Origin of the sequence: Paraburkholderia sp. EG286A (assembly GCF_040965375.1) — a bacterium.
Taxonomy (GTDB): Bacteria; Pseudomonadota; Gammaproteobacteria; order Burkholderiales; family Burkholderiaceae; genus Paraburkholderia.
In genome coordinates, this window is record NZ_JBFRCB010000010.1 from 49675 (window position 1) to 70830 (window position 21156).

The following is a 21156-nucleotide window of genomic DNA, read 5'->3' on the forward strand; positions in this document are numbered from 1 at the left end:
TATAAATCAACGTCAATTGACGTTCGGCAAAGCAAATCGATTTCTCCCCGGGCGTCAATAGGAGGATGCGATAGTGCGACGAAACCCTCTACGGTGCGTACCATTGTTAACTGTTGGTTTTAGATTAACCGCAGGATAACCGCGCCGTGTCTGGAAACCGGAACCTCTGGTATCGGGGCCGGCGCGGGAAGCGCAGCCGCGTCATGCGGGCCCGCGCGAGCCACCCCACAACTGGAGGAGACATGTCCCAAGAGGCAATAGCCGAAGCGCTGGCCAATGAGCCGTCGCGCGCCAAATCGCGAATCGAATCACGCTCGATCGACTACGTGCCGCTCGCCGAACGCAAGGGCCGGGCGTGGCACCTGTGGCCCGTATGGTTCACGGGCGATGCCAACCTCGCGACCATCGCGGCCGGTGCGATCGGCATCAGCATGGGCGGCAACCTGCTGTGGAGCGCGATCGCCATCGTGCTCGGCAACGTGCTCGGCACCTTCTTCATGGCGTTCCATTCGAGCCAGGGGCCGCAGCTCGGGCTGCCGCAGATGATCCAGTCGCGCCCGCAGTTCGGCTATATGGGCGCGTTGCTCGTGTGGGTGGTCGCGCTCGTCACCTATATCGGCTACAACTCGTTCAACCAGCTGATGGCGGGGCAGACCGCGCATCATCTGCTGGGCACGGAACCGCATCTGAGCTACATCGTCTTCACCGTGATTGCGGTCGCGCTCGCGGTATTCGGCTATGACCTGATCCACAAGGCGCAGCGCTGGCTCGCGTTCGCGCTGCTCGCCGCGCTCACGATCTTCAGCATCGGCATGTGCGTGAAGGTGCCGTTCCCCGCGGGCCAGTTGAGCCTCGCCGGCTTCAAGACCACGCCGTTCCTCGTCCAGCTCTTTTCGGCGGCGGCTTATCAGCTTTCGTGGTCGATCTACGTTTCGGACTACTCGCGGTACTTGCCGCCCAATACCGGTGTGCGTGCCACCTTCTGGTGGACCTTCCTTGGCGCGTTCATCGGCGGCGTCTGGATGATGCTGGTGGGCACTGCCGCGGCGGCGCTCAATGCGCAGATCGAGATTTCCGATGCGGTCCAGCGCGCGGGCGACATGATCTTTCCGGGCTTCGGCACGGTCACGCTGCTGCTTTCGCTGCTTGGGCTGCTCGCCATTACCGGCCTGAACTTCTACGGCGCCTCGCTCACGCTGCTCAGCATCACCGACTCGTTCAAGCCGCTCAAGTCGAACGCGACCAAGCGCGTGGTGAGCCTCATCGTGGTAGCCCTCACGGCGACGTCGCTCGCGTTCGCGGCGTCGGACAACTTCATGGGCAAGTTCGGCGATTTCCTCGGCATTCTCGGCTACCTGTTCACGCCGTGGACCGCGATCAACCTGGTCGATTTCTTCATCGTGCGTCACTCGCATTACTCGGTGCGCGAGATCTTCAACCCGCGCGGTATCTACGGCCGCTGGAACTGGCGTGGACTGACCGCCTACGCGGTGGGCTTCGTCGCGATGATCCCGTTCTTCAAGACGGAGCTTTACACCGGCCCGGTTGCCAATGCGCTTGGCGGCACCGACATCGCGATGCTCGTGGGTCTGCCTGTTGCTGCGCTGGTCTATCTGTGGACCTGCCGCTCGCTCGACATTGAAAAAGAACGCCAACTCGTGCGCGAAGCCGACCGCGGCCTGAACTGATTGCGCCACCACAGCGACTACAAGATGAAATCGATGAACACAATGCGGCTTGCCGCACTGCACGCGGCTGCGCTCGCGCTCGCCGCGCTTCCGGTGGCAGCCCGTGCACAAAGCAGCGTCACGCTCTACGGCGTCCTTGATGCGGGCGTCACCTATGTGAGCAACGCCGGCGGCTCGTATCAGGTGAAGTTCGACGACGGCGTTTCGTACGGAAATCGCTGGGGCCTGCGCGGCACCGAGGATCTGGGCGGCGGCCTGAAGGCCGTCTTCAAGCTGGAGAGCGGCTTTCACATTGGCAACGGCAAGCTCACGAACGGCGGATCGCTTTTTGGCCGCCAGGCTTATGTAGGTCTGCAAAACGACTGGGGCACGCTCACATTCGGCAACCAGATCGACATGACGCAGGAGTTCGTCTACCTGTACAACGCCTCGTCATGGGCGAGTGGCTACGCCATCAACCAGGGCGACTTCGACCGCATGAACGGCGACCATCTGCCGAACGCCGTGAAGTTCATGTCGAGCACGTTCGGCGGCTTCCAGTTCGGCGGCATGTACTCGTTCAGCAATACGCCGGGGGACTTCCACACGGGCAGCGCGTGGAGCGTGGGCGCGCAGTATCAACACGGCGCGTTCTCGATGGGTACGGCCTATACGCAGTTGAACAACCCGTCGGGCATCTACGCGTTCGATCCCTACAACATGATCGGCGTGCGCACGTTCTTCGGCAGGCCGACCGTGAGTGTCGATCCCGCCACGGGCGCCGTCAGCTCACTCTATGCCAGCACGCCGTTCCCCGTGGACAAGCAGGGCGCCTTTGGCGTAGGCGCGAGCTACGTAGTCGACAAGGTCACGCTGATGGGCGCGTTCACGTACACGCAGATCAAGGCGTTCGGCGAAAGCGAGCACATGCAGGTCGCCGAGGGCGGGGCGAACTGGCAGATCACGCCCGCAGCGAGTCTCGTGGGCGGCTACCAGTACACGCACTTCGACGGCCACCACTGGAACCAGCTCTCGGCGGCGATGCATTATCTGCTGTCGAAGAGCACGGACGTCTATATCTCGGGCGACTGGCTGAAGGCGTCGGAAGGCGTGGATGCGGTGATCGGCTATAGCTTCACGCCGTCTTCCACGACCACGCAGGCCGATGTGCGCATCGGCATGCGCCACACGTTCTGATGAAAGCGGCTACCACGCCGGAGCTGGACGACCTGCGGGTCTTCTGCACGGTCGCCCGCAAGTCGAGCTTCGGTGCGGCCGCCGACGCGCTTTCCGCCTCGGCGGCATACGTGAGCAAGCGCGTCGGGATACTCGAAGCAAGGCTCGGCACGCGTTTGCTGCATCGCTCGACGCGCCGCGTGGCGATGACAGCGGCGGGCGAGCGCGTTTTTTCCTGGGCCGAGAAGATCCTCGACGACGTGGACCAGCTCGTCGAGGACGTCTCCAGCACGCGGCGCATTCCGCGCGGCACGTTGCGCGTGTCGAGCAGCTTCGGCTTCGGGCGCAAGTTCGTCGCGCCGGCGCTCGCGGCGTTGTCGGACCGGTATCAGCAACTGAACGTGCAGCTCGACTTGTTCGACCGCGTGATCGATGTGGTGGGCGAGGGCTTCGATCTCGATGTGCGCATCGGCGACGACATCGCGGGCCATCTGATCACGAAGCGCCTCGCGGCGAACTACCGGGTGCTCTGCGCCGCGCCCTCGTACCTTGCGCAACATGGCACGCCGCAGACCATCGCGGAACTGGAGTCGCATGCTTGCCTCGCGATCAAGGAGCGCGATCATCCGTTCGGCGTCTGGCGGCTCGATGCAGAAGGCAAGACGACTGCCGTGAAGGTGACGGGCCCGCTTTCGACGAATCATGGCGAAGCCGCGGTGCAATGGGCGGCGCTGGCCGGGCGCGGCGTCGTGTTGCGCTCGATCTGGGACGTGGGGCCGCTACTGGCCGAAGGCCGGCTGCAGCGCGTATTGCCCGAGGTTACGCAGCCCGCCAACGTCTGGGCGGTGTTTCCGGAGCGGCTCGCGCAGTCGGCGAAAGTGAAAGTGTGCGTGGACTTTCTGGTCGAAACGTTCGCGCAGGCCGGGTTCGGCGGCGCAGCGCGGCCGGTGCCGGAGATCGCCGATAACGCCTGGCGCGATGTGGGTGCAGGCGAACGTTTCGTGGAATCCGACTAAAAAGGAGTATTTGGCGTGATCGATTTTGCCCATGTTCGTTCGTTGCTCGAGGCGCGGCGCGAAGGCTACAGCCTCGCAGGCGACTTCTATACGGACCCTGCCATGCACGAACTCGACATCGAGGCGGTCTTCTCGAACGAATGGCTGTTCGCGTGCAACGTGGCCGAAATTCCGCGCGAAGGCGACTACATCACGCTCGATATCGGCAAGACTTCGGTGGTCGTGCTGCGCGGGAAGGGCGGGGAGGTCGGCGCGTTCTTCAACACCTGCCGCCATCGCGGATCGCTGCTCTGCACCGAGCCGGCGGGGCACGCGAAGCGGCTGGTCTGTCCGTACCATCAGTGGGTCTATGAGCTCGACGGCAGCTTGCTGAGCGCGCGCCAGATGCCCGCCGGTTTCGATCGCGAGGCGCATGGCCTGCGTCCGGTTCATGTCGAGGTCATCTGCGGGATGGTTTATGTCTGCATCGCCGACACGCCACCCGACATCTCACGCTTCAAGGCAGCGGTCACGCCGTATATCGCGCCGCACCGGCCGGATCGCACCAAGGTCGCCTTTTCGATGACGCTCGTGGAAGAGGCGAACTGGAAACTCGTCATCGAGAACAATCGCGAGTGCTATCACTGCGTGGGAAGCCACCCGGAACTGCTCGCTACGCTGATTGAATTCGCGCTGCCGGACGATCCGCGCGCGAACCGCGATTTCCAGCTTCTGATGCAGGAAAAGACGGCGCTCTGGGAGCGTCTCGCGTTGCCGCATTTGCCCGCGGACGGCGGAACCGAATTCCGCTGCATCCGCTTGCCGTTCCATCGCGGCGCGGTGTCGTTCACCGCCGATGGGCGCCCTGCGTGCAAGAAGTTGCTGGGCGGTCTGACCGAGCCCGATATCGGTTCGGTGCGGATGTTCAGGGTTCCGAACAACTGGAACCACTTCCTCTCGGACCATATCATCCATTTTCGCGTGCTGCCCCTGTCGGCCACGCAGACGGCGCTCAAGACGACGTGGCTCGTGCACGAGGATGCCGTAGAAGGCGTGGACTACGACGTAGCATCGCTCACACAGGTATGGCGCGCAACCAACGAGCAGGACGCCACGCTGGTGATGCACAATCAGCGCGGCGTGAGTTCGAAGGCGTATGCGCCGGGGCCTTATGCGCCTTCGGAGTTCATGCTGACCAACTTCACCAACTGGTACGCGCGGAAGCTGGCGGAGTACGTAAAGCGAGCACGGTGGGCGATTTCGCAGGCTTGATGAAAAAAGTGCATCAATTAGTTCTTAAATATCGTTTGTAGCCTGCGTTTCCCCATCCCTATACTCGGTCCGGCGTTGCGTGTGTGCTGCACACCGCTGACGTATTCCCGGCCGCTTCGTTTCAGGCGTGCGGCCACCCCAAAAAAATGAAGACGGCACGTACGTCAGTCGGTCCCGTGCGTGAATCCCGCAAGAGGGAAGCGGGAAGGCCAGACGTGCTTCGCCTCTGAAAGTCGACATGGAGACAGCGCACGTCATGCGTTCACAATCCGGCAACCATTCTGAGAATCCATCCAGCTCGAGACCCCGGAAGCCCAAACTCCATCGCAGCCTGCAAGCGCGCCACTTGCGCATGATCGCCATTGGCGGCTCCATCGGCACGGGCCTGTTCGTGGCCACGGGCGCATCGATTTCGCAGGCCGGCCCCGGCGGCGCGATCCTTTCGTACATGGTGATCGGCCTAATGGTCTATTTTCTGATGACGAGCCTCGGCGAGATGGCGGCGTTCATGCCGGTTTCGGGCTCGTTCGCCGCATACGGTGCAAAGTTCGTCGATGAGGGCTTCGGTTTCGCCATTGGCTGGAACTACTGGTATAGCTGGGCGGTGACGATCGCAGTCGAACTCGTCGCGGCGCAACTCGTGATGGGCTACTGGTTCCCGCACGTGCCGGGCATCTGGTGGAGCGCGCTCTTTCTCGCCGTGGTTTTCTCGTTCAACGCGTTGTCGGTTCGCGGCTTCGGCGAGGCCGAGTACTGGTTCGCGTTGATCAAGGTGCTGACCGTGCTTGCATTTATCGCGATCGGCCTCCTGATGATTTTCGGCATCCTGCATGGCGGCCCCAGCAATGGCTGGGAAAACTTCACGATCAAGGACGCGCCGTTTGCCGGCGGCTGGAGCGCGATGCTCGGCGTTGCCATGATTGCGGGCTTTTCGTTCCAGGGCACGGAGATGATTGGCGTTGCGGCGGGCGAAGCAGAAAATCCGGGCTCGACGATTCCGCGCGCAGTCAAACAGATCTTCTGGCGCATCCTGCTTTTCTACGTGCTCGCGATTTTCGTCATTGGCGTGCTCGTTCCCTACACGGATCCCAACCTGCTGAAGAGCGACGTGACCGATATCGGCGTGAGTCCGTTTACGCTCGTCTTCCGGCGTGCGGGTCTTGCCTTCGCGGCCGGCGTGATGAATGCGGTCATCCTCTCCGCCGTGCTGTCCGCCGGCAATTCCGGCATGTACGCGTCGACCCGCATGCTGTACAACCTCGCCATGGAAGGCCGCGCGCCGCGGCTGTTTGCGAAGCTCTCGCCGGGCGGCGTGCCGCGCAACGCGCTGTACGCGACGACCGCGGTCGGGGCACTGTGCTTTCTCTCGTCGCTCTATGGCGACAAGACGATGTACCTTTGGTTGCTGAATCTGTCGGGAATGGCGGGCTTCATCACGTGGCTCGGCATTGCGGTCAGCCATTATCGATTCCGCAAGGGATTCCTGAAGCAGGGCTATCGCCTCGAGCAATTGCCGTATCGCGCGAAATGGTTCCCGTTCGGCCCGATTCTCGCCGCCGTGCTGTGTACCGTTGTCACGCTCGGCCAGAACTATCAGGCTTTCCTTGCCAATAAGATAGACTGGGTAGACGTGGCTGCGACCTATATCGGCCTGCCGCTCTTTCTCGTGGTCTGGTTGGGCTATTCGATCGTGCGCAAATGCCGGCGGGTTCGCTACGAAGACATGGAGATCGCGCCGTGGATCGAACGCCAGATGGCGGCTTCGACCGAGACTTCGTCGAGCGCCGGCTATCCCGCGAGCATTGCCAGCCAGGTGAATCAGGTGAAGGCGGCTTCGGACGTGTGATCCCGCGCTGCTGGCGTCGACCTTCTCCTGTTTTCCTTTCGCACATCGAAATTCTGCAATCGCATGAATAACTACTACGAATCCACCGTTTCTCGCCCGTCCTACCCGCAACTGACCGGCAAGACCGATACGCAAGTCTGCATTGTCGGCGGCGGCCTCGCCGGCCTGAATACCGCGCTCGGGCTGGTCGAGCGCGGCGTGCGCGACGTCGTCGTGCTCGATGCCGAGCGCGTGGGCTTCGGCGCATCGGGCCGCAACGGCGGCTTCGTGTTCGGTGGCTACAGCCTCGACAATGCCGATCTGCTGCGCACGCTCGGGCACAGCCAGGCGCGCGCCCTGTATGGGCTCACGGTCGACGCCGTGGATCTGATCCGCACGCGCATCGCGCGCTACGGCATCGATTGCGAGATCGTCGATCGTGGCGTCATGCTCGCGAACTGGTTCGATGATCCGTCGCGGCTCGACGCCACGCGCACGCTGATGAAGCGCGACTTTGGCGTCGACTGGGAGCCGGTGACGAAGGACGCGTTGCGCGCGCAGTTGAAGACCACGCGTTATCACGGCGGCCTGTTCGAGCCCAACGCTTTTCATTTCCATCCGCTGAAGTATGTGCTCGGCGTTGCGAACGCCGCGGCGCAGTGCGGCGCCCGAATCTACGACCAGTCGCCGGTGCGCGCGATCGAGCGGAACGGCGCGGGCTTCGTCGTGCGCACACCGCACGGCACCGTCACCGCGAAGGATGTCGTGTTCGCCGGTGGCGGCTATGCGCGCGGCGTCGCACCGCGTATCGAGCGCGCGGTATTGCCGATCGCGACCTATGTGATCGCCACCGAGCCGCTCGGTGCGCGCCTCGCCGATGCGATCGACGCGCCCTATGCGGTCTACGACACGCGCTTCGCGTTCGACTATTACCGGCCGCTGAAGGACACGCGCATTCTTTGGGGTGGCCGGATCTCGGTGCTCGACCGCGGTCCGGAAGCCATCGCGCGGCTGCTCAAGCGCGACCTCGCACGCGTGTATCCGCAACTGGCGGACGTGAAGATTGAGCACGCCTGGGGTGGCTTGATGAGCTACGCAAGGCACAAGATGCCGCAAATCGGTCGAGACGCCGACGGCGTCTGGCATGCCATCGCATTCGGCGGCCACGGCATGGCCCCCACCACGGTCGCGGGCGAGACGCTCGCCGACGCGTTGGCGCTGGGCGTGCCGGTGCCCGAAGGCTTTTCCGCATTCAGCCTGACGCGCACCTTCGGCCTCGCGGGCCTCGCAGCCGCACAACTCACATACAGTGCCTTCCAGGCGCGCGATGCGCTGGCTGCATACCGCCACTAAGCTCTCTATTCGCTCTGCGCAACCCGATGCCTGCTGCGAGGCCGGGTTGCCCGTGCGTGCCACGTATTTGACGGCGTCAGTGAATACAGGAGCCGATGCACCGATTCGTGAAGAAGAATGAGTATCCGTTTTATCAGGCATTCTTCACGACTCATGGCTCATGGATTCACGCATTTCACGTCCATTTTCAGAAAATCTTGCGGGATACTAATCGCTGAAATCAAGCGGATAACCGCACGACCACGAGACGTGCAATAGCCTCGAATCAAGGAGACGCCTTGGGCAATAACCGATCCAGCCGGCGCGATATGCCGCTTTCCCTGATCAGCCTGTCGATCATTTTTTTATCGGTCGCAGGGCTGGCTGCCTTTCCCAAACAATCTATTGCCGGGGCGGAGCAAGTCCTCTACTGGTGTACGACGATTTTCGCTTCGCCGGTCCTCCTTTTTGCATTCGGGGCGTTGATATTCGTCGTGGGCCTCGCCGTCAGCAAGTACGGCAGGATACGGTTGGGCGAAGGCGAGCCTGACTATTCGACGCTCTCCTGGATCTTCATGTTCATTCTCTCGGGCCTGGGTTCGTCGGCGCTGTATTGGGGCTTCCTGGACTGGGCTTACTACTATCACACCCCGGGTCTGGATCTGCCGCCGGAGTCGCAGCAGGCGCTCAAATTCAGCGTGGCCTATTCGTTTTTCCATTCGGGGTTGAGTGCCTGGGCCATCTACGCGATTGGCGCGGTGGCGATGTGCTATCACTTCCACGTCCGCAAGAACAAGGGACTGAGTCTCGCGGCCATGATCGAGGCGATCACCGGCTGCCGGGCCAATGGTCCGATCGGCAGACTGATCGACTTGCTGTTCATGCTGTGCATGTTCGGCGCACTGACCATTTCACTGGTGCTCACCGCCACGACGTTCTCGCGGCTGCTGGCGAATCTGACCGGCATTCCCGACTCGTTCGCAACCCAGGTGATCATCATCGTCGCGGTATCGGTGCTGTTTACACTGAGTTCATGGGTCGGCATGGACGGCGGCATGAAGCGCCTTAGCCATATGGTGTGCTGGGGCGTGCTGGCGTTGACCGTCTACATCTATCTGGTCGGACCCACGCAATTCATCACGAGCAATTCGCTGGCCAGCATGGGGCTGATGTTGACCAATTTCGTCGACATGAGCCTGTTCACCGACCCGATGGGCGATGGCAAATTCACCCGTGAGTGGACGGTGTTCTACTGGTTGTGGTGGATTTCGTACGCGCCGGGCGTCGCGCTCTTTGTGACGCGCGTCTCGCGCGGACGCACCATTCGCGAAGTCATCGTGGCCATGATGCTGGGCGGCTGTGTCGGCGCGTGGTTCGTGTTCGGCGTGCTGGAAAACTATAGCCTGCACAATTTCATCACGGGCGTCGTCGACGTGCCGGGCGTGTTGAACCAGCAGGGCGGCGAAGTGGCGATCGGCATGCTGCTCGGCCATCTGCCAGCCGGGCGTCTCGTGATGGCGTTCTTCCTGATCGTGATGGCCGTATTCCTCGCGGCGCACATGGACGCGGTGGGCTATGCCGTATCGGCGACGTGCACCCGCGATCTGGCCGAAGGCGAAGACCCGGCTCCCGCGGACCGGCTGTTCTGGTGCATCATGCTCACGCTCGTGCCGCTGGCGATGATCTTCTCGAGAGCGCCGCTCAACACCATGAAGACGGCCGTGATCGTCACGGCGATTCCGTTCCTCCTGGTGCTGCTGGTCAAGGTCTATGGTCTGCTCAAGTGGCTGCGCGAAGACTATGGTCATGTTCCGGGACACGTCATCGAAGAGCGTAATGCCTCGGTGGCCACGGTGGCGGTCAACAAGCAGCCGGTCGGCTGAACGGGGACGACATGCAGAGCCACAGCAGGCATTACCCGCTCAGCCAGGCCATGCGCGAATTCGTGGAGACCAGCGCCACCTTCTGTGCCGCGGACGACAGCGTGCAGGCGGGAAGAGCCGCATACGACGCGCTGTGTCGCCACTTCACCCCCGCGCGCGACGCGAGGCTCGCAATCGAAGAGCGTTGCATCGCCGAAGCCGACCGGCAGATTCCGATCCGCCTTTATCGTCCTGCGGGCGAGGCACCGGCCCAGGGCTGGCCATGCGTGTTGTACCTGCATGGCGGCGGCTGGGTGGTGGGCGGGCTCGACTCGCACGAGTTCATCACGGCGCCGATGGCGCGAGATCTCCGCGCCGTCGTGGTGGCGGTCGATTATCGTCTGGCGCCCGAGCATGTGTTCCCGGCCGCGTTCGACGACTGTCTGGCGGCATGGCGGCACCTTCAGGCGCATGGCAACGCCTACGGGATCGATCCGTCCAGACTCGTGGTGGCCGGAGATAGCGCCGGCGGCAATCTCGCGGCGGCGCTGTGCCTCGAAATCGCGTGCACGGGCGGACCCGTTCCACTCGGCCAGGCGCTGATCTATCCGGGGCTCGGCACCGATCACAGCCTGCCGTCCTACCGCGACAACGCCGATGCGCCATTGTTGAGTGCCGCCGATGTGGCGTACTACCTGAGGGTTTACGCGCCCGATCCGCAAAGTCATGGAGACCCGCGGCTTGCTCCGGTGGCGGCCGTGTCGTTTGCAGGTGTGCCACCGGCTTTCGTGGCCGTGGCCGAATTCGATCCCTTGCGTGACGATGGCAATCTGTACGTCGAGCGGTTGCATGCTGCAGGCGTTGCGGCGCAGTTTCATCTCGGGCGCGGATTGCTGCATGGCTGCATGCGTGCACTGGAGCGTTGTTCCGAGACGGCACGCCTGTACAAGGCTTTTGTCGAGGCGATAGCGCATTTCCTGGGCCCGCAGGAGCCGTAGTTGCGCTCGGTCGGCCCGACCGCGCGCCAGGCGTGCGGGGCGTGCCGCTATGCTGGAATCCGCATGTTCGGTGCGGTTTGTTGTCAAGACGCGTCTATTTCGGCTCCCTATACTCGCCTGACATTGCCCGGCGCCACGCCACTCCCCCTTCTGGAGGCAAGCCATGTCGACGATTCCAGCACGCATAGAACGCATGCCGTATTCGAGTTTTCATCGGCGATTGTTGTGGCTGGGAGGACTGGGCTATGTGTTCGATGCGATGGATGCCGCCGTGCTGGCCTTCATGCTGCCGGTGCTGCGCACGCAGTGGCATCTGAGCAGCGTACAGACCGGCGTGCTCGGCAGCGGCACCTTCATCGGGTATTTCTTCGGCGCCGCGCTGGCCGGCATCCTCGGCGACGTGATCGGGCGGCGCACGGTCATGGTGTGGGCGCTGATCATCTACTGCATCGCGTCGCTCATTAGCGCCGGGGCGCAGGACTGGCCGTTCTTCATGGCGATGCGCATCGTCGCCGGTGTGGGCACCGGTGCCGAAAGCGCCATCGTGGCGCCGTTTCTCTCCGAGTTCGTGGCGCGCAAGTATCGCGGCACGTTCACCGGCAGTCTGGCGGCGTTCTTTTCGTTCGGCTTCGTCGCCGCCGCGGTGCTCGGTTATCTGTTCATCCCGCTGGCCGCCGATGCCTGGCGCGTCGTCTCGGTGATCACCGCGCTGCCGGTCGTCATGCTGCTGTGGTGGCGGCGTGCATTGCCGGAGTCTCCGCGCTGGCTCGATACGCGCGGCAGAACCGCCGAAGCCGTGGCGATCGTCGACAAAATGGAAGCGGAGGTGCGCGCCAACGGCTTGCAGCTCGAGCCGCTGCAGCCGCACGAGCCGGCCGCACCGGCGACCGCGGGACGCGGCACGCCGCTCGGCAATCTCAAGGCACTCTGGTCGCGCGAACTGGCGAGCATTACCGCGATGGCCTGGCTCATGTGGCTGTCGATCACGTTCAGCTACTACGCGTTCTTTACGTGGATTCCCGGCTTGCTGGTGCAAAGCGGCATGACCATCACGCGCAGCTTTTCGTATTCGCTCGTCATGTACCTCGCGCAGATCCCCGGTTATTTTTCGGGTGCGTGGCTCAATGAAAAGATCGGCCGCCAGGCCACCATCGCGAGCTACATGGCCCTGGGCGGCCTCTCCGCGCTGGGACTCGCGCTCACGCACGGCAATGCCGAAATCCTGACGGCGGGCTTCCTCCTGTCGTTCTTCATGAACGGGACGTATGCCGGCGTCTACGCTTTCACGCCCGAAGTGTTCCCCACCGAAGTTCGTGCGACCGGCATGGGCGTCGCTTCGGCGATCGGGCGCCTGGGCGCGATCGCCGCGCCTATCCTCGTTGGCTATCTCTACCCGCGCCTCGGTTTCGGCGGGGTTTTCGGCGCCACGACGCTGGTGCTGATCGTCGGCGCGCTCGCCGTTCTGATCATGGGCGTACCCACGCGCGGCCGCTCGCTCGAAGAAATTGCCGCCATGCGCATGAAACGCTCGGAGTCGGCGCATGACGCGCTCGCGCGAGGCAACCAAAGGGGGAACGTATGAACCGCATCCTGTTCAAGAACGGTGCTTTGCTCGATCCGCTGCAAGGCGCATTGCAGCCGGGCCACAACCTGCTGGTGGAGGGCGACACGATCAAGGCCGTGTCGCCAGGGCCGATTGACGTGCACGACGCGCAAGTCATCGATCTCGCAGGCAAGACCCTCATGCCGGGCCTGATCGACCTGCATGCGCATATGGTCGCGACGCAGTTCGACTTGCCGGCCCAGGCAAGAATGCCCAACGTCTTCGTCACGCTCAAGGCGGTGCCGATCATGCGCGGCATCTTGCGGCGCGGCTTCACGACCGTACGCGATGCGGGCGGTGCGGGCCTCGCGCTGAAGCAATCGATCGAAATGGGCCTCGCGCAGGGGCCGCGCCTGTTCGTTGCCGGGCGTGCGCTCAGCCAGACCGGCGGGCACGGCGACGTGCGCGCGCGCTCGGACTTCATCGTCGGCGACGCGCCGTGCAATTGCTGCGTGCGCGTCGGGGCCTTGAGCCGCGTCGTCGACGGCGTCGACGCGTTACGCCGGGCCGTGCGGGAAGAGCTGCAGATGGGCGCAGACCAGATCAAGATCATGGCCTCGGGCGGCGTCGCGTCGCCGACCGATCCGGTCGGCGCGCTCGGTTACTCGGAGGACGAGATCCGCGCGGTCGTCGCCGAAGCCCAGGCGCGCGGCACCTACGTGATGGCGCACGCCTATACGCCCGAATCGATGCAGCGCGCGGTGCGCTGCGGGGTGCGCACCATCGAGCACGGCAATCTGATCGACGCACCGACCGCCGCGCTGATGGCCGAGCACGGCGCGTACGCGGTGCCTACGCTGGTGGCCTATGAAGCCTTGCATCTCGAAGGGGAGCGCTACGGCTTGCCCCCCGAGAGCGCGGCCAAGATCGACATCGTGCGCGAGGCCGGCTTGCAGTCACTGGAGATATTCAAACGCGCCGGCGTCAAGATGGGCTTCGGCACCGATCTGCTCGGCCCATCGCATCGCATGCAGAGCGACGAGTTCACGATTCGCGCGCAAGTCCTGACGCATGGGGAGATCATCAGCAGCGCCACCACCATCGGCGCCGAAATCCTCGGCATGACCGGCAAGCTCGGACGCCTGGCGCCGGGCGCCTATGCCGACGTGCTGGTGGTCGATGGCGATCCGCTGCGCGACCTGCGCTGCCTCGGCGGCCAGGGCGATCACATTCCGCTGGTGATGAAGGGCGGACGCGTCGAGTTCAACGAATTGCGTTGAAGCGGGATTAGCGCGTGCGTTTCGGAGGGGGGACCACGTGATCATCCGGTTATGACGATCCCCCGGTTGTCCTGGGGCAACCCACATTCAAGGGCAGTCCTCCAGATTTGCCGTGTCAGACAGCGGCCAGAAATCGCCGACCAAGCGTCGACGCGCGAACGAGTCGATGGCCGCCGTGCTCAACCCTGCGCTGTCGACGGAAATGATCTGTCTGGCGAGATGGCGGTAGTACGCCCGGAAGTGGTTCGCGCCCTTGATCGCGATGATCCGATGGCCGGTGACATCGATGCCGTGCAATGCAAACGGCTCGACATCATAGATCTGCTCGGCGCGCGACGCGACGATCACGTCCACACCTTGAATCACGAGTCGGCACATCGCACCAAGGTCGAAATGTACTCCAGCGAACATGGCTCCAGGACGGTTGACGAATTTGCCGTCCGTGATCGACTTGACGTACGCCTCGGCCTCGACCGGTGCGCCCTGATAGCGCCCGAGCTTCCCGCCCAATGAGACGCGAATCGTGCTGCCGACACCCGCGCGCTGCGCCTGCGCGACGACCTCTGTATCGTTGATCGACGCAAAGCAGGTCGTGCCAGGCGCAGGTCGCGCGTCGAGCAGCGCCCGCAGCAAATGCGTGCCGTCACCGGGCGTGCCGCCACCCGGATTGTCGGCGTACTCATTGACGACAACGGGTCCTTCGGGTTCGGCGAGGGCCAATGCAATGCCGTCGACGGGCGTGGGAAACTGCGGTCGAAACGCGTCGCGATGCGTCCAGATGAACTGTGCCACTTCATCGACGCAGCGCTGCGCAAGCGCTGTATCGCCCGTCGTTGTGCATATGACTGCCGGACAAGGCGCGGCGATGTCGGCGTACGGAAAACCATGAAACCAGGAGCAGTCGACCACGCCAGGTTGTGCCGCCAGTCGCGCACACACTTCGTTCACTGCGGCCGGAATGAATCCCTCCTGTGTGGTGACGATGTACGGCAGCATCGGCAGGCGACGCATGACCGTCACCGGTCGCAGGCGGCCATTGACGACCTCCACCAGCCACTCGACGGCCTCGATACCGCGGTCGAAGAAGTCGGTATGTGGATACAGCTTGCAGGGTAGCGTCAGTTCACAAGCCGAACGCATCGCCTCGGTCATGTTGCCGTGCAGATCGTAGACGACGGCGATGGGCACGTCCTTGCCGACAAGCGCCCGCACCGCGAGCGCCAGGTCGCCCTCGACGTCGTCGGTGCTGCCGGCAACGCCGGCGCCATGCAAGGCAAGCAGGACGCCGTCGAGCGGCAGTGCCGCGTGGATGCCGTCGAGAATATTGCGCTTCATTGCCGCATACGCGTCTGCTTCGATGGTGCCCGACGGCGTAGCCTGTCCGACGTAGGTATGCACGAGCGTCACGCCGGTGCGCAGTGCGCCCTCGATAAAGCCGCCGACCTGATGGTTCGAGCGCGCGAAGGCGGCGGGAATCTCGTCGCCCCAATACTGTTCGAAGGCGCTCAGCGGCGTCATGCCCGCAAACTCGGTGGCATACGTATTGGTTTCGTGAATCAGTCCGGCCACGGCGAGCCGGGTGGGGTGGCGTGCGATAGTCAAAGTCGTTTACTCCAATGGCGTCTGGTGGCTTGACTCAGCGGTTGACCGTCTTCGGATCGAAACTCAGCGCCAGTAGCGCGCTGACGACGAGCGAACCCGCGATGATGAAGATTGCCGGTGCCGTGCTGTGATACGTGTCGCGGATCCAGCCGATCAGGTACGGGCTTACGAAGCCGCCCAGATTCGCCAGACTGTTGATCGCACCGATGCAGGCCGCAGCCGTCGCTCCACCGAGAAATGCCGTCGGCAACGTCCACATGATTGGCGAGAAGCTGATGATGCCGGCTGCAGCGAGCGAGAGCGCGATCATCGCGAACACCAGGTGCTGGCCGGCGAAGACGCTCGCCACCAGGCCGAACGCCCCCAGCAGCATGATGCCGGCCAGATGCCAGCGGCGCTCGCGTCGACGATCCGAACTACGCCCGACAAGCACCATCGCCACGATGGCGACGAGATACGGAATGGCGCTTAGAAAACCGATTTCCAGTCCGCTCCGCGCGCCGGCGTCCTTGATGAGCGTCGGGAGGTAGAAGCCGAGCGTGTAGAGCGCCATCATGGCTGGGAACGTCATCAGAATGATCTTGCCGATGCGCAAATCGCGCAGGATGCCCGAGAGCGGCAGGTGCTCGCGGCCGTGATCGTCATTCGCAATGTCGCGCACGATCATCTCGCGTTCTTCATCGGTCAGCCACTTTGCATGGCTCACACGGTCGGTCAGAACCCACAGCACACCGATGGCCAGCGGCAACGTTGGCAGGGCTTCGAGCAGGAACACCCATTGCCAGCCGGCGTGGCCGCCGACCCGATGAAACCGCTCGAGAATCCAGCCCGACAGCGGGCTGCCCAGCAGGCCGGCAATGGGAATGCCCGCCTGAAACACGGCGGTCACCTTCGCGCGGCGCCGATTCGGAAACCAGTAGGTGAGGTACAGAATCACCCCGGGGTAGAAACCCGCTTCGGCCACGCCGAGCAAAAACCGCACTACGTAGAATTGCCACGGCGCGCTGACGAACGCCATAAGGCCCGAAAGCAGCCCCCAGGAAACCATGATCCGGGCGATCCAGCGGCGTGCGCCGACCTTGTGCATGATCAGGTTGCTCGGGACTTCGAACAGCATGTAGCCGATGAAGAACAAGCCGGCGCCCAAACCGTACGCCCCTTCGCTGAATTGCAGATCGGCCAGCATCGTGAGCTTGGCGATGCCGATGTTGACCCGGTCAAGATACGCGACGACGTAGCACAGCATCAGGAGCGGGATGAAGCGAAGTGCCACCTTGCGATAGGTGGCGTCTTCGAGCGTCGCGCTCCCGGCACTTGCCTGAACCTCCGGTGGGAAAACGGCTTGCGGTTTCATGAATGTGTCTCCAGGGGCGAGGATGGGGCGATGACGATAGCCTCAGGCGATCTTCACCGTATCTGCAGTCGATGCATTGGCGTTCCGGCTCACAAGCGCTCGCGCATGCGCTTGAAAACGCTGTAGCTCCTCGGGCGGCACCAGCGAGCCACCCGTGGACCATATGACGTGAGTCGCTTCGCGCATGTCCACATTGTGTGCACGCGCATAGGCCCGGCCTTCGGGCGACTGTGTGAGCCAGGACGGGCCACCGATGCCGGCCGCGGCCGAGGGCTCGATCTCGATGCCCAGTGCGGTTTTGAGTGACAGTAAATGGACGTAGAGCTGCTCGTCCGGCACAGTAAAGACCCCCGAGAGTTGCGAGGTCATCAGTGGGCTGACGAGGTGCGATGCCTGCCCGACGGCCAGGCCGTCAGCGTCGGTGCGGTTATCGAGGCCGATATCGTAGACAGAGACGGGAGCGTCGCCGCCCGAAGCCAATTGCACGAGTACGCAGGGCGAGGCCACCGGCTCGGCGAAGAAGCAATGCACGTGCTCACCGAAAATAGCCTTGAGTCCGTACGTGATGCCGCCCGGGGCGCCGCCGACGCCACATGGCAAATAGACGAACAGCGGATGGGCGGCGTCGACCGGGCGGCCCGCGTCGGCGAGCTGCCGGGCCAATTGCTGAGCGCAGGCAGCGTAGCCAAAGAAGAGCAATTCCGATCGCTCGTCGTCGACGAAATGACTGCGCAGTGCGGCAAGCGCCTGCTCGCGCCCGGCGGCCACCGCCTGCGCATAGTCGCCCGCGTGCTCGACCACACGCACATTGCGATGGCGCAGCCGGGCCTTTTTCCATTCCTTTGCGTCGGCTGACATGTGTACGACAGCGTCGAAACCGAGTGCGGCTGCCATCACGCCGATGGACAGGCCGAGATTGCCCGTGCTGCCGACCGTCACCGAATACTGCGAGAAGAGGGCGCGTGCGGCCGGTGTGGCGAGTGCACGGCGGTCCGCGTCGGCGTCGATCAGGCCATGCTCGATAGCGATGGCCTCGGCGAAGGCCAGAACCTCGTGAAATCCGCCGCGCGCCTTGATCGACCCGGCTACCGGCAGCGCATCGTCGCGTTTGATGAACCACGCGCCCACGTCCATCTGCTCGTGCGCGTCCAGCTTGCCGAACAGAGCGTCACGCAGCGCGGTCGCCGGCGTGAGCGGTGAGTCGATCACGCCTTGGGTCTCGGCCAGTTCGGGGAACAGCGTCGCTAGCAGCGGCGCGCAGCGCTCGAGGCGCAAGCGGGCTTGCTCGATCAGTTCGGTAGAAGGGGCAGAGGTCGGCAGAGGTTGGCCCAACGCCGGATTTACCCATAGCACGGGTTCGTGCGATTGAAGTTTGGCTAATAGTGGAGGTGACAGGTGGGGATGGGTCATGAAGAGCGTCGCGTCGATCAATTTGCTTAACGAGCAGTGATACTAGTCCTTGGTGTCGTGTAAAAATAGCGCTCGTTACTAATGCACGCATTAGCTGGACTAATACCCATGCAACTCGATGCCTCACTTCTGGGCGCCTTGCGGTGCTTCGAAGCCGCAGGGCGCTTACTGAGCTTCACGCGCGCGGCGAAATCGCTCAATTTGACGCAGAGCGCAGTCAGTCAGCAGATACGTCAACTCGAAGACCGGCTGGGTTACACGCTTTTTGTGCGCGAGGCGCGCGGCCTGAAGCTAACCGCCAAGGGCGAGCCTCTGTTCGAGACTACGACGCGCGCACTCGGAGAGATTCAGGCCACCTTGAACCGGCTCGGCTTGTCGAATGCGCCGCTGCAGGTGAACTGTCTACCATCGTTCGCGTTGGAATGGTTGATGCCGCGTCTGACGGAGTTTCATCGTCAGCAGCCGGAGGTCTCCGTGCGGCTCAAAGCAGAATTTCAGACGTTGGATCGCCAGTCGATGAACGCAGAGGGAATCGACGTCGCAATTCGCTATGACCCGGCGAGCTATACGGAACTGCAGGCCAACGTATTGCTCGACGAATACCTCGTGGCCGTGGCGACACCCGAGTATCTGGCTCTCCATCCGGCCTTTGCTCGCGGGGAGTCACTGGATGGCGTGGTGTTGCTGCACGACGCGTCGCCGTGGGTCGGCGCAGCGGAGTTCGTGGAGTGGCGTACCTGGATGGACGAGCTTCATCCGGAGTGGCTTGAGCAGCTCGACGGCCCGCAGTTCAATCTGTCAAGTCTCGCCATTGGGGCTGCGCTCAGCCATCAGGGAGTCGCGATGGGGCGCACTGCGCTCGTCTACGACGCGATTCGCGCCGGACGGCTGGTCAACGTGTTTAACCGCGCGGTGAGCGCGCCCGCTCGCTACATGCTGCTCTCCCGCAGTCCGGATGACCGTCGCGCTGCGATCTTTGCCTCGTGGCTCAAGCAGGAGTGCGAACGTTTCGATGATCTGCGCTCCGCGCAATCGCTTGTCAAGGTACGCTAGCCGCTTTGGCAGACAGGCTGGCGCTTGTGCGGACATCGTTAGTGAACATTCCGGGCTGCAACCTCGCCGCTGGAAAGCACAACTCCATGACGCTCACGCGCTATTTCACGCGTCGCATCGATTTCCTGCAGCGTGCGTGCCGAATCCCATCCTAGCGCCTGTGCTGCAATCGCGGAGACTTCCAGCAACAATGCGTTCGTCAAATGCCCTGAGATCGCAATGGTCGTGCGGCGGAAAACGAGATCCGCGAGGTGCGTCACCATATCGTGTTCGCACAGGTATCGAATCTCATGCGCTGTGTAGCCCGACTCGCCCGCGAGCGGATGATCCGCGCTTCCATCCTGTGAATTCGCGCAGTACGCGGCGACCACCGCCGCCGTTGTGCCATAGCGGGAAAAAAGCGTCTCGGCCCGCACGGCCGGAAGAGTGTGCCGTTGTGCGAGCGCGCCGATCCACGCGTCCCGTGTGCCCGCATCGTGCGGATAATCACGGCCCCCGCCGATCGGCTCGTGGCGCGTGCTGATCTTGCGTGAGCGTCCGAGGCGTCCGAGCGCATCGTCGGCGACCGATTCCGCGAATCCGCGAAAGGTCGTCCACTTGCCGCCTACCAGCGACAGCACCGGGACCTGCGTCCCCGGCAGGTGATCGACGTGCACCTCATGATCGCGGCTCACATCGCCCGGATTCGCAGCGTCGGAATAAGGCAGTGGCCGCACGCCGCTATACCGGAAGGCGATATCCGATTGCTTGAGATTCACACCGGGAAAGACTTCGCGCAAGACGCCGAGCATATAGGCGACTTCGTCGTCCTCGCAGCGCACGCCGTCCGGATCGTCGACGCGGATATCGGTCGAGCCGATGAGCAGCTTGTCCATAAACGGATAGATGAGCGAGATGCGGCCGTCTTTCGAGCCGTAGTAGACCATGCGGCCGCGCAGTTGCGCATGGAGTTCGGGATGGTCGACGATCAAATGCGACCCCTTCGCTCCGCCGATATATTTCCGCTCGATCCCGAGCGCTGCATTGACGCTGTCGATCCACGCGCCACCCGCATTGACGACGATAGCGGGCTCCGTGGCAATGCGTTCTTGCCTCACGAGATCACGCAGCCACACGACGCCGCTCTCCACGTGATCGACACTCACGTAATTGGCTGCGGCAGCGTGCTCGCAGGCAGCGAGACCGTCGGCGACGAGTTCGAAGTTCAGCCGTTCGGCTTGCGTCACTTTGGCGTCGTAATACGTGGCAGTCGCCTTGATCGCAGGATCGAGCAGCGGCAAGCTCTGCAGCGACTGCTTTCTGAGCGCGAAACGGTGCCGCGGCATCGTGCGGTCGTGCCGGCCGAGGAAGTCATACATCGCCAGACCGATCTTCGAGATGACCGCGCCGCGATCGGCGAGCTTGGCCTTCATGCCGAAGAAGCGGCGCGCAGACGCGATCATGCCGCCGAAGTACGAGTGAATCGGCAATACGGTTTCGAGCGGCCGCACATAATGCGGCGCGTTTTTCAGCAGCAGGTTGCGCTCCAGCGTGGATTCGGCCACGAGGCGAAACTCGCCGGTTTCGAGGTACTTCACGCCACCGTGAATGAGCCGCGACGGCGCGCTGCTCGCCCCCGAAGCGAAATCCGTCTTGTCGATCAGCAGGCAGTCGACGCCTTGCAATGAGAGGTCGCGAAAGAGGCCCGCGCCGTTGATGCCGCCGCCGATAATCAACACGCTGACCTTTGGCTGTTGCCTCGCGCGGTCGAGAAAGAATTTGCGGTTTCGTTCTGTCATCGATGGTTT

The 21156-nt window shown here is 63.2% G+C and carries 15 protein-coding genes; 11 read left to right on the plus strand and 4 right to left on the minus strand.

What is annotated here, in order from left to right; all coding sequences use genetic code 11:
- Positions 1 to 242 precede the first annotated feature (242 nt).
- The 10 genes from AB4Y35_RS35175 (at position 243) to AB4Y35_RS35220 (ending at position 13950) form a co-directional block, all read left to right on the plus strand.
- A complete protein-coding gene (locus AB4Y35_RS35175; RefSeq protein WP_368708020.1) occupies positions 243 to 1688 on the plus strand; it encodes a cytosine permease in 1446 nt (481 codons plus the stop codon).
- Between the two features lie 42 nt (positions 1689 to 1730).
- Positions 1731 to 2864, plus strand: coding sequence for a porin (locus AB4Y35_RS35180; protein ID WP_368708204.1), 1134 nt, complete (start codon positions 1731 to 1733; stop codon positions 2862 to 2864).
- Positions 2864 to 3859, plus strand: a complete 996-nt coding sequence (locus AB4Y35_RS35185; protein WP_368708021.1) for a LysR substrate-binding domain-containing protein — start codon at positions 2864 to 2866, stop codon at positions 3857 to 3859. The genes AB4Y35_RS35180 and AB4Y35_RS35185 overlap by 1 nt, the downstream gene beginning before the upstream one ends.
- A 15-nt stretch (positions 3860 to 3874) precedes the next feature.
- Positions 3875 to 5110 carry an SRPBCC family protein gene (locus AB4Y35_RS35190; RefSeq protein ID WP_368708022.1) on the plus strand — a complete coding sequence of 412 codons (1236 nt, stop codon included), beginning with the start codon at positions 3875 to 3877 and terminating at the stop codon, positions 5108 to 5110.
- A gap of 256 nt (positions 5111 to 5366) precedes the next feature.
- Positions 5367 to 6956: an amino acid permease gene (locus AB4Y35_RS35195; RefSeq protein ID WP_368708023.1), complete on the plus strand. Its 1590-nt coding sequence runs from the start codon at positions 5367 to 5369 to the stop codon at positions 6954 to 6956.
- 63 nt (positions 6957 to 7019) lie between these two features.
- Positions 7020 to 8288, plus strand: a complete 1269-nt coding sequence (locus AB4Y35_RS35200; RefSeq protein WP_368708024.1) for an NAD(P)/FAD-dependent oxidoreductase — start codon at positions 7020 to 7022, stop codon at positions 8286 to 8288.
- 278 nt (positions 8289 to 8566) lie between these two features.
- The gene (locus AB4Y35_RS35205; RefSeq protein ID WP_368708025.1) at positions 8567 to 10150 is read left to right on the plus strand and encodes a BCCT family transporter; all 1584 of its coding nucleotides are present in this window, start codon (positions 8567 to 8569) and stop codon (positions 10148 to 10150) included.
- An 11-nt stretch (positions 10151 to 10161) separates the two neighbouring features.
- On the plus strand, positions 10162 to 11127 hold the full coding sequence (locus tag AB4Y35_RS35210; protein ID WP_368708026.1) for an alpha/beta hydrolase: 966 nt from the start codon (positions 10162 to 10164) through the stop codon (positions 11125 to 11127).
- Positions 11128 to 11290: 163 nt separating this feature from the next.
- On the plus strand, positions 11291 to 12709 hold the full coding sequence (locus tag AB4Y35_RS35215) for an MFS transporter (RefSeq protein WP_368708027.1): 1419 nt from the start codon (positions 11291 to 11293) through the stop codon (positions 12707 to 12709).
- Positions 12706 to 13950, plus strand: a complete 1245-nt coding sequence (locus tag AB4Y35_RS35220; protein WP_368708028.1) for an amidohydrolase family protein — start codon at positions 12706 to 12708, stop codon at positions 13948 to 13950. Before AB4Y35_RS35215 ends, AB4Y35_RS35220 begins: the two co-directional genes overlap by 4 nt.
- A gap of 87 nt (positions 13951 to 14037) precedes the next feature.
- Here the strand turns inward: AB4Y35_RS35220 and AB4Y35_RS35225 are convergent, their stop codons facing one another.
- The 3 genes from AB4Y35_RS35225 to AB4Y35_RS35235 are packed head-to-tail and all read right to left on the minus strand — an operon-like array spanning position 14038 to position 18316.
- Positions 14038 to 15552, minus strand: a complete 1515-nt coding sequence (locus tag AB4Y35_RS35225; protein WP_368708029.1) for a M81 family metallopeptidase — start codon at positions 15550 to 15552, stop codon at positions 14038 to 14040.
- 34 nt (positions 15553 to 15586) lie between these two features.
- Positions 15587 to 16906, minus strand: coding sequence for an MFS transporter (locus AB4Y35_RS35230; RefSeq protein WP_368708030.1), 1320 nt, complete (start codon positions 16904 to 16906; stop codon positions 15587 to 15589).
- A gap of 42 nt (positions 16907 to 16948) precedes the next feature.
- A complete protein-coding gene (locus AB4Y35_RS35235; protein ID WP_368708031.1) occupies positions 16949 to 18316 on the minus strand; it encodes a D-serine ammonia-lyase in 1368 nt (455 codons plus the stop codon).
- Between the two features lie 108 nt (positions 18317 to 18424).
- Here AB4Y35_RS35235 and AB4Y35_RS35240 point away from each other — a divergent pair, with 108 nt between their 5' ends.
- Positions 18425 to 19369 carry a LysR family transcriptional regulator gene (locus AB4Y35_RS35240; RefSeq protein WP_368708032.1) on the plus strand — a complete coding sequence of 315 codons (945 nt, stop codon included), beginning with the start codon at positions 18425 to 18427 and terminating at the stop codon, positions 19367 to 19369.
- Positions 19370 to 19407: 38 nt separating this feature from the next.
- On the opposite strand, the gene AB4Y35_RS35245 is transcribed toward AB4Y35_RS35240, so the two are convergent.
- Complete coding sequence (locus tag AB4Y35_RS35245) at positions 19408 to 21147, minus strand: glycerol-3-phosphate dehydrogenase/oxidase (RefSeq protein WP_368708033.1); 1740 nt, start codon at positions 21145 to 21147, stop codon at positions 19408 to 19410.
- Positions 21148 to 21156 lie beyond the last annotated feature (9 nt).

Excerpts from the sequence above, each read along its gene's own strand:
- AB4Y35_RS35175 (WP_368708020.1), top strand. The coding sequence starts at position 243 with ATGTCCCAAGAGGCAATAGCCGAAGCGCTGGCCAATGAGCCGTCGCGC.
- AB4Y35_RS35180 (WP_368708204.1), top strand. The coding sequence starts at position 1,731 with ATGCGGCTTGCCGCACTGCACGCGGCTGCGCTCGCGCTCGCCGCGCTT.
- AB4Y35_RS35185 (WP_368708021.1), top strand. The coding sequence starts at position 2,864 with ATGAAAGCGGCTACCACGCCGGAGCTGGACGACCTGCGGGTCTTCTGC.
- AB4Y35_RS35195 (WP_368708023.1), top strand. The coding sequence starts at position 5,367 with ATGCGTTCACAATCCGGCAACCATTCTGAGAATCCATCCAGCTCGAGA.
- AB4Y35_RS35200 (WP_368708024.1), top strand. The coding sequence starts at position 7,020 with ATGAATAACTACTACGAATCCACCGTTTCTCGCCCGTCCTACCCGCAA.
- AB4Y35_RS35210 (WP_368708026.1), top strand. The coding sequence starts at position 10,162 with ATGCAGAGCCACAGCAGGCATTACCCGCTCAGCCAGGCCATGCGCGAA.
- AB4Y35_RS35215 (WP_368708027.1), top strand. The coding sequence starts at position 11,291 with ATGTCGACGATTCCAGCACGCATAGAACGCATGCCGTATTCGAGTTTT.
- AB4Y35_RS35220 (WP_368708028.1), top strand. The coding sequence starts at position 12,706 with ATGAACCGCATCCTGTTCAAGAACGGTGCTTTGCTCGATCCGCTGCAA.
- AB4Y35_RS35230 (WP_368708030.1), bottom strand. The coding sequence starts at position 16,906 with ATGAAACCGCAAGCCGTTTTCCCACCGGAGGTTCAGGCAAGTGCCGGG.
- AB4Y35_RS35235 (WP_368708031.1), bottom strand. The coding sequence starts at position 18,316 with ATGACCCATCCCCACCTGTCACCTCCACTATTAGCCAAACTTCAATCG.
- AB4Y35_RS35240 (WP_368708032.1), top strand. The coding sequence starts at position 18,425 with ATGCAACTCGATGCCTCACTTCTGGGCGCCTTGCGGTGCTTCGAAGCC.
- AB4Y35_RS35245 (WP_368708033.1), bottom strand. The coding sequence starts at position 21,147 with ATGACAGAACGAAACCGCAAATTCTTTCTCGACCGCGCGAGGCAACAG.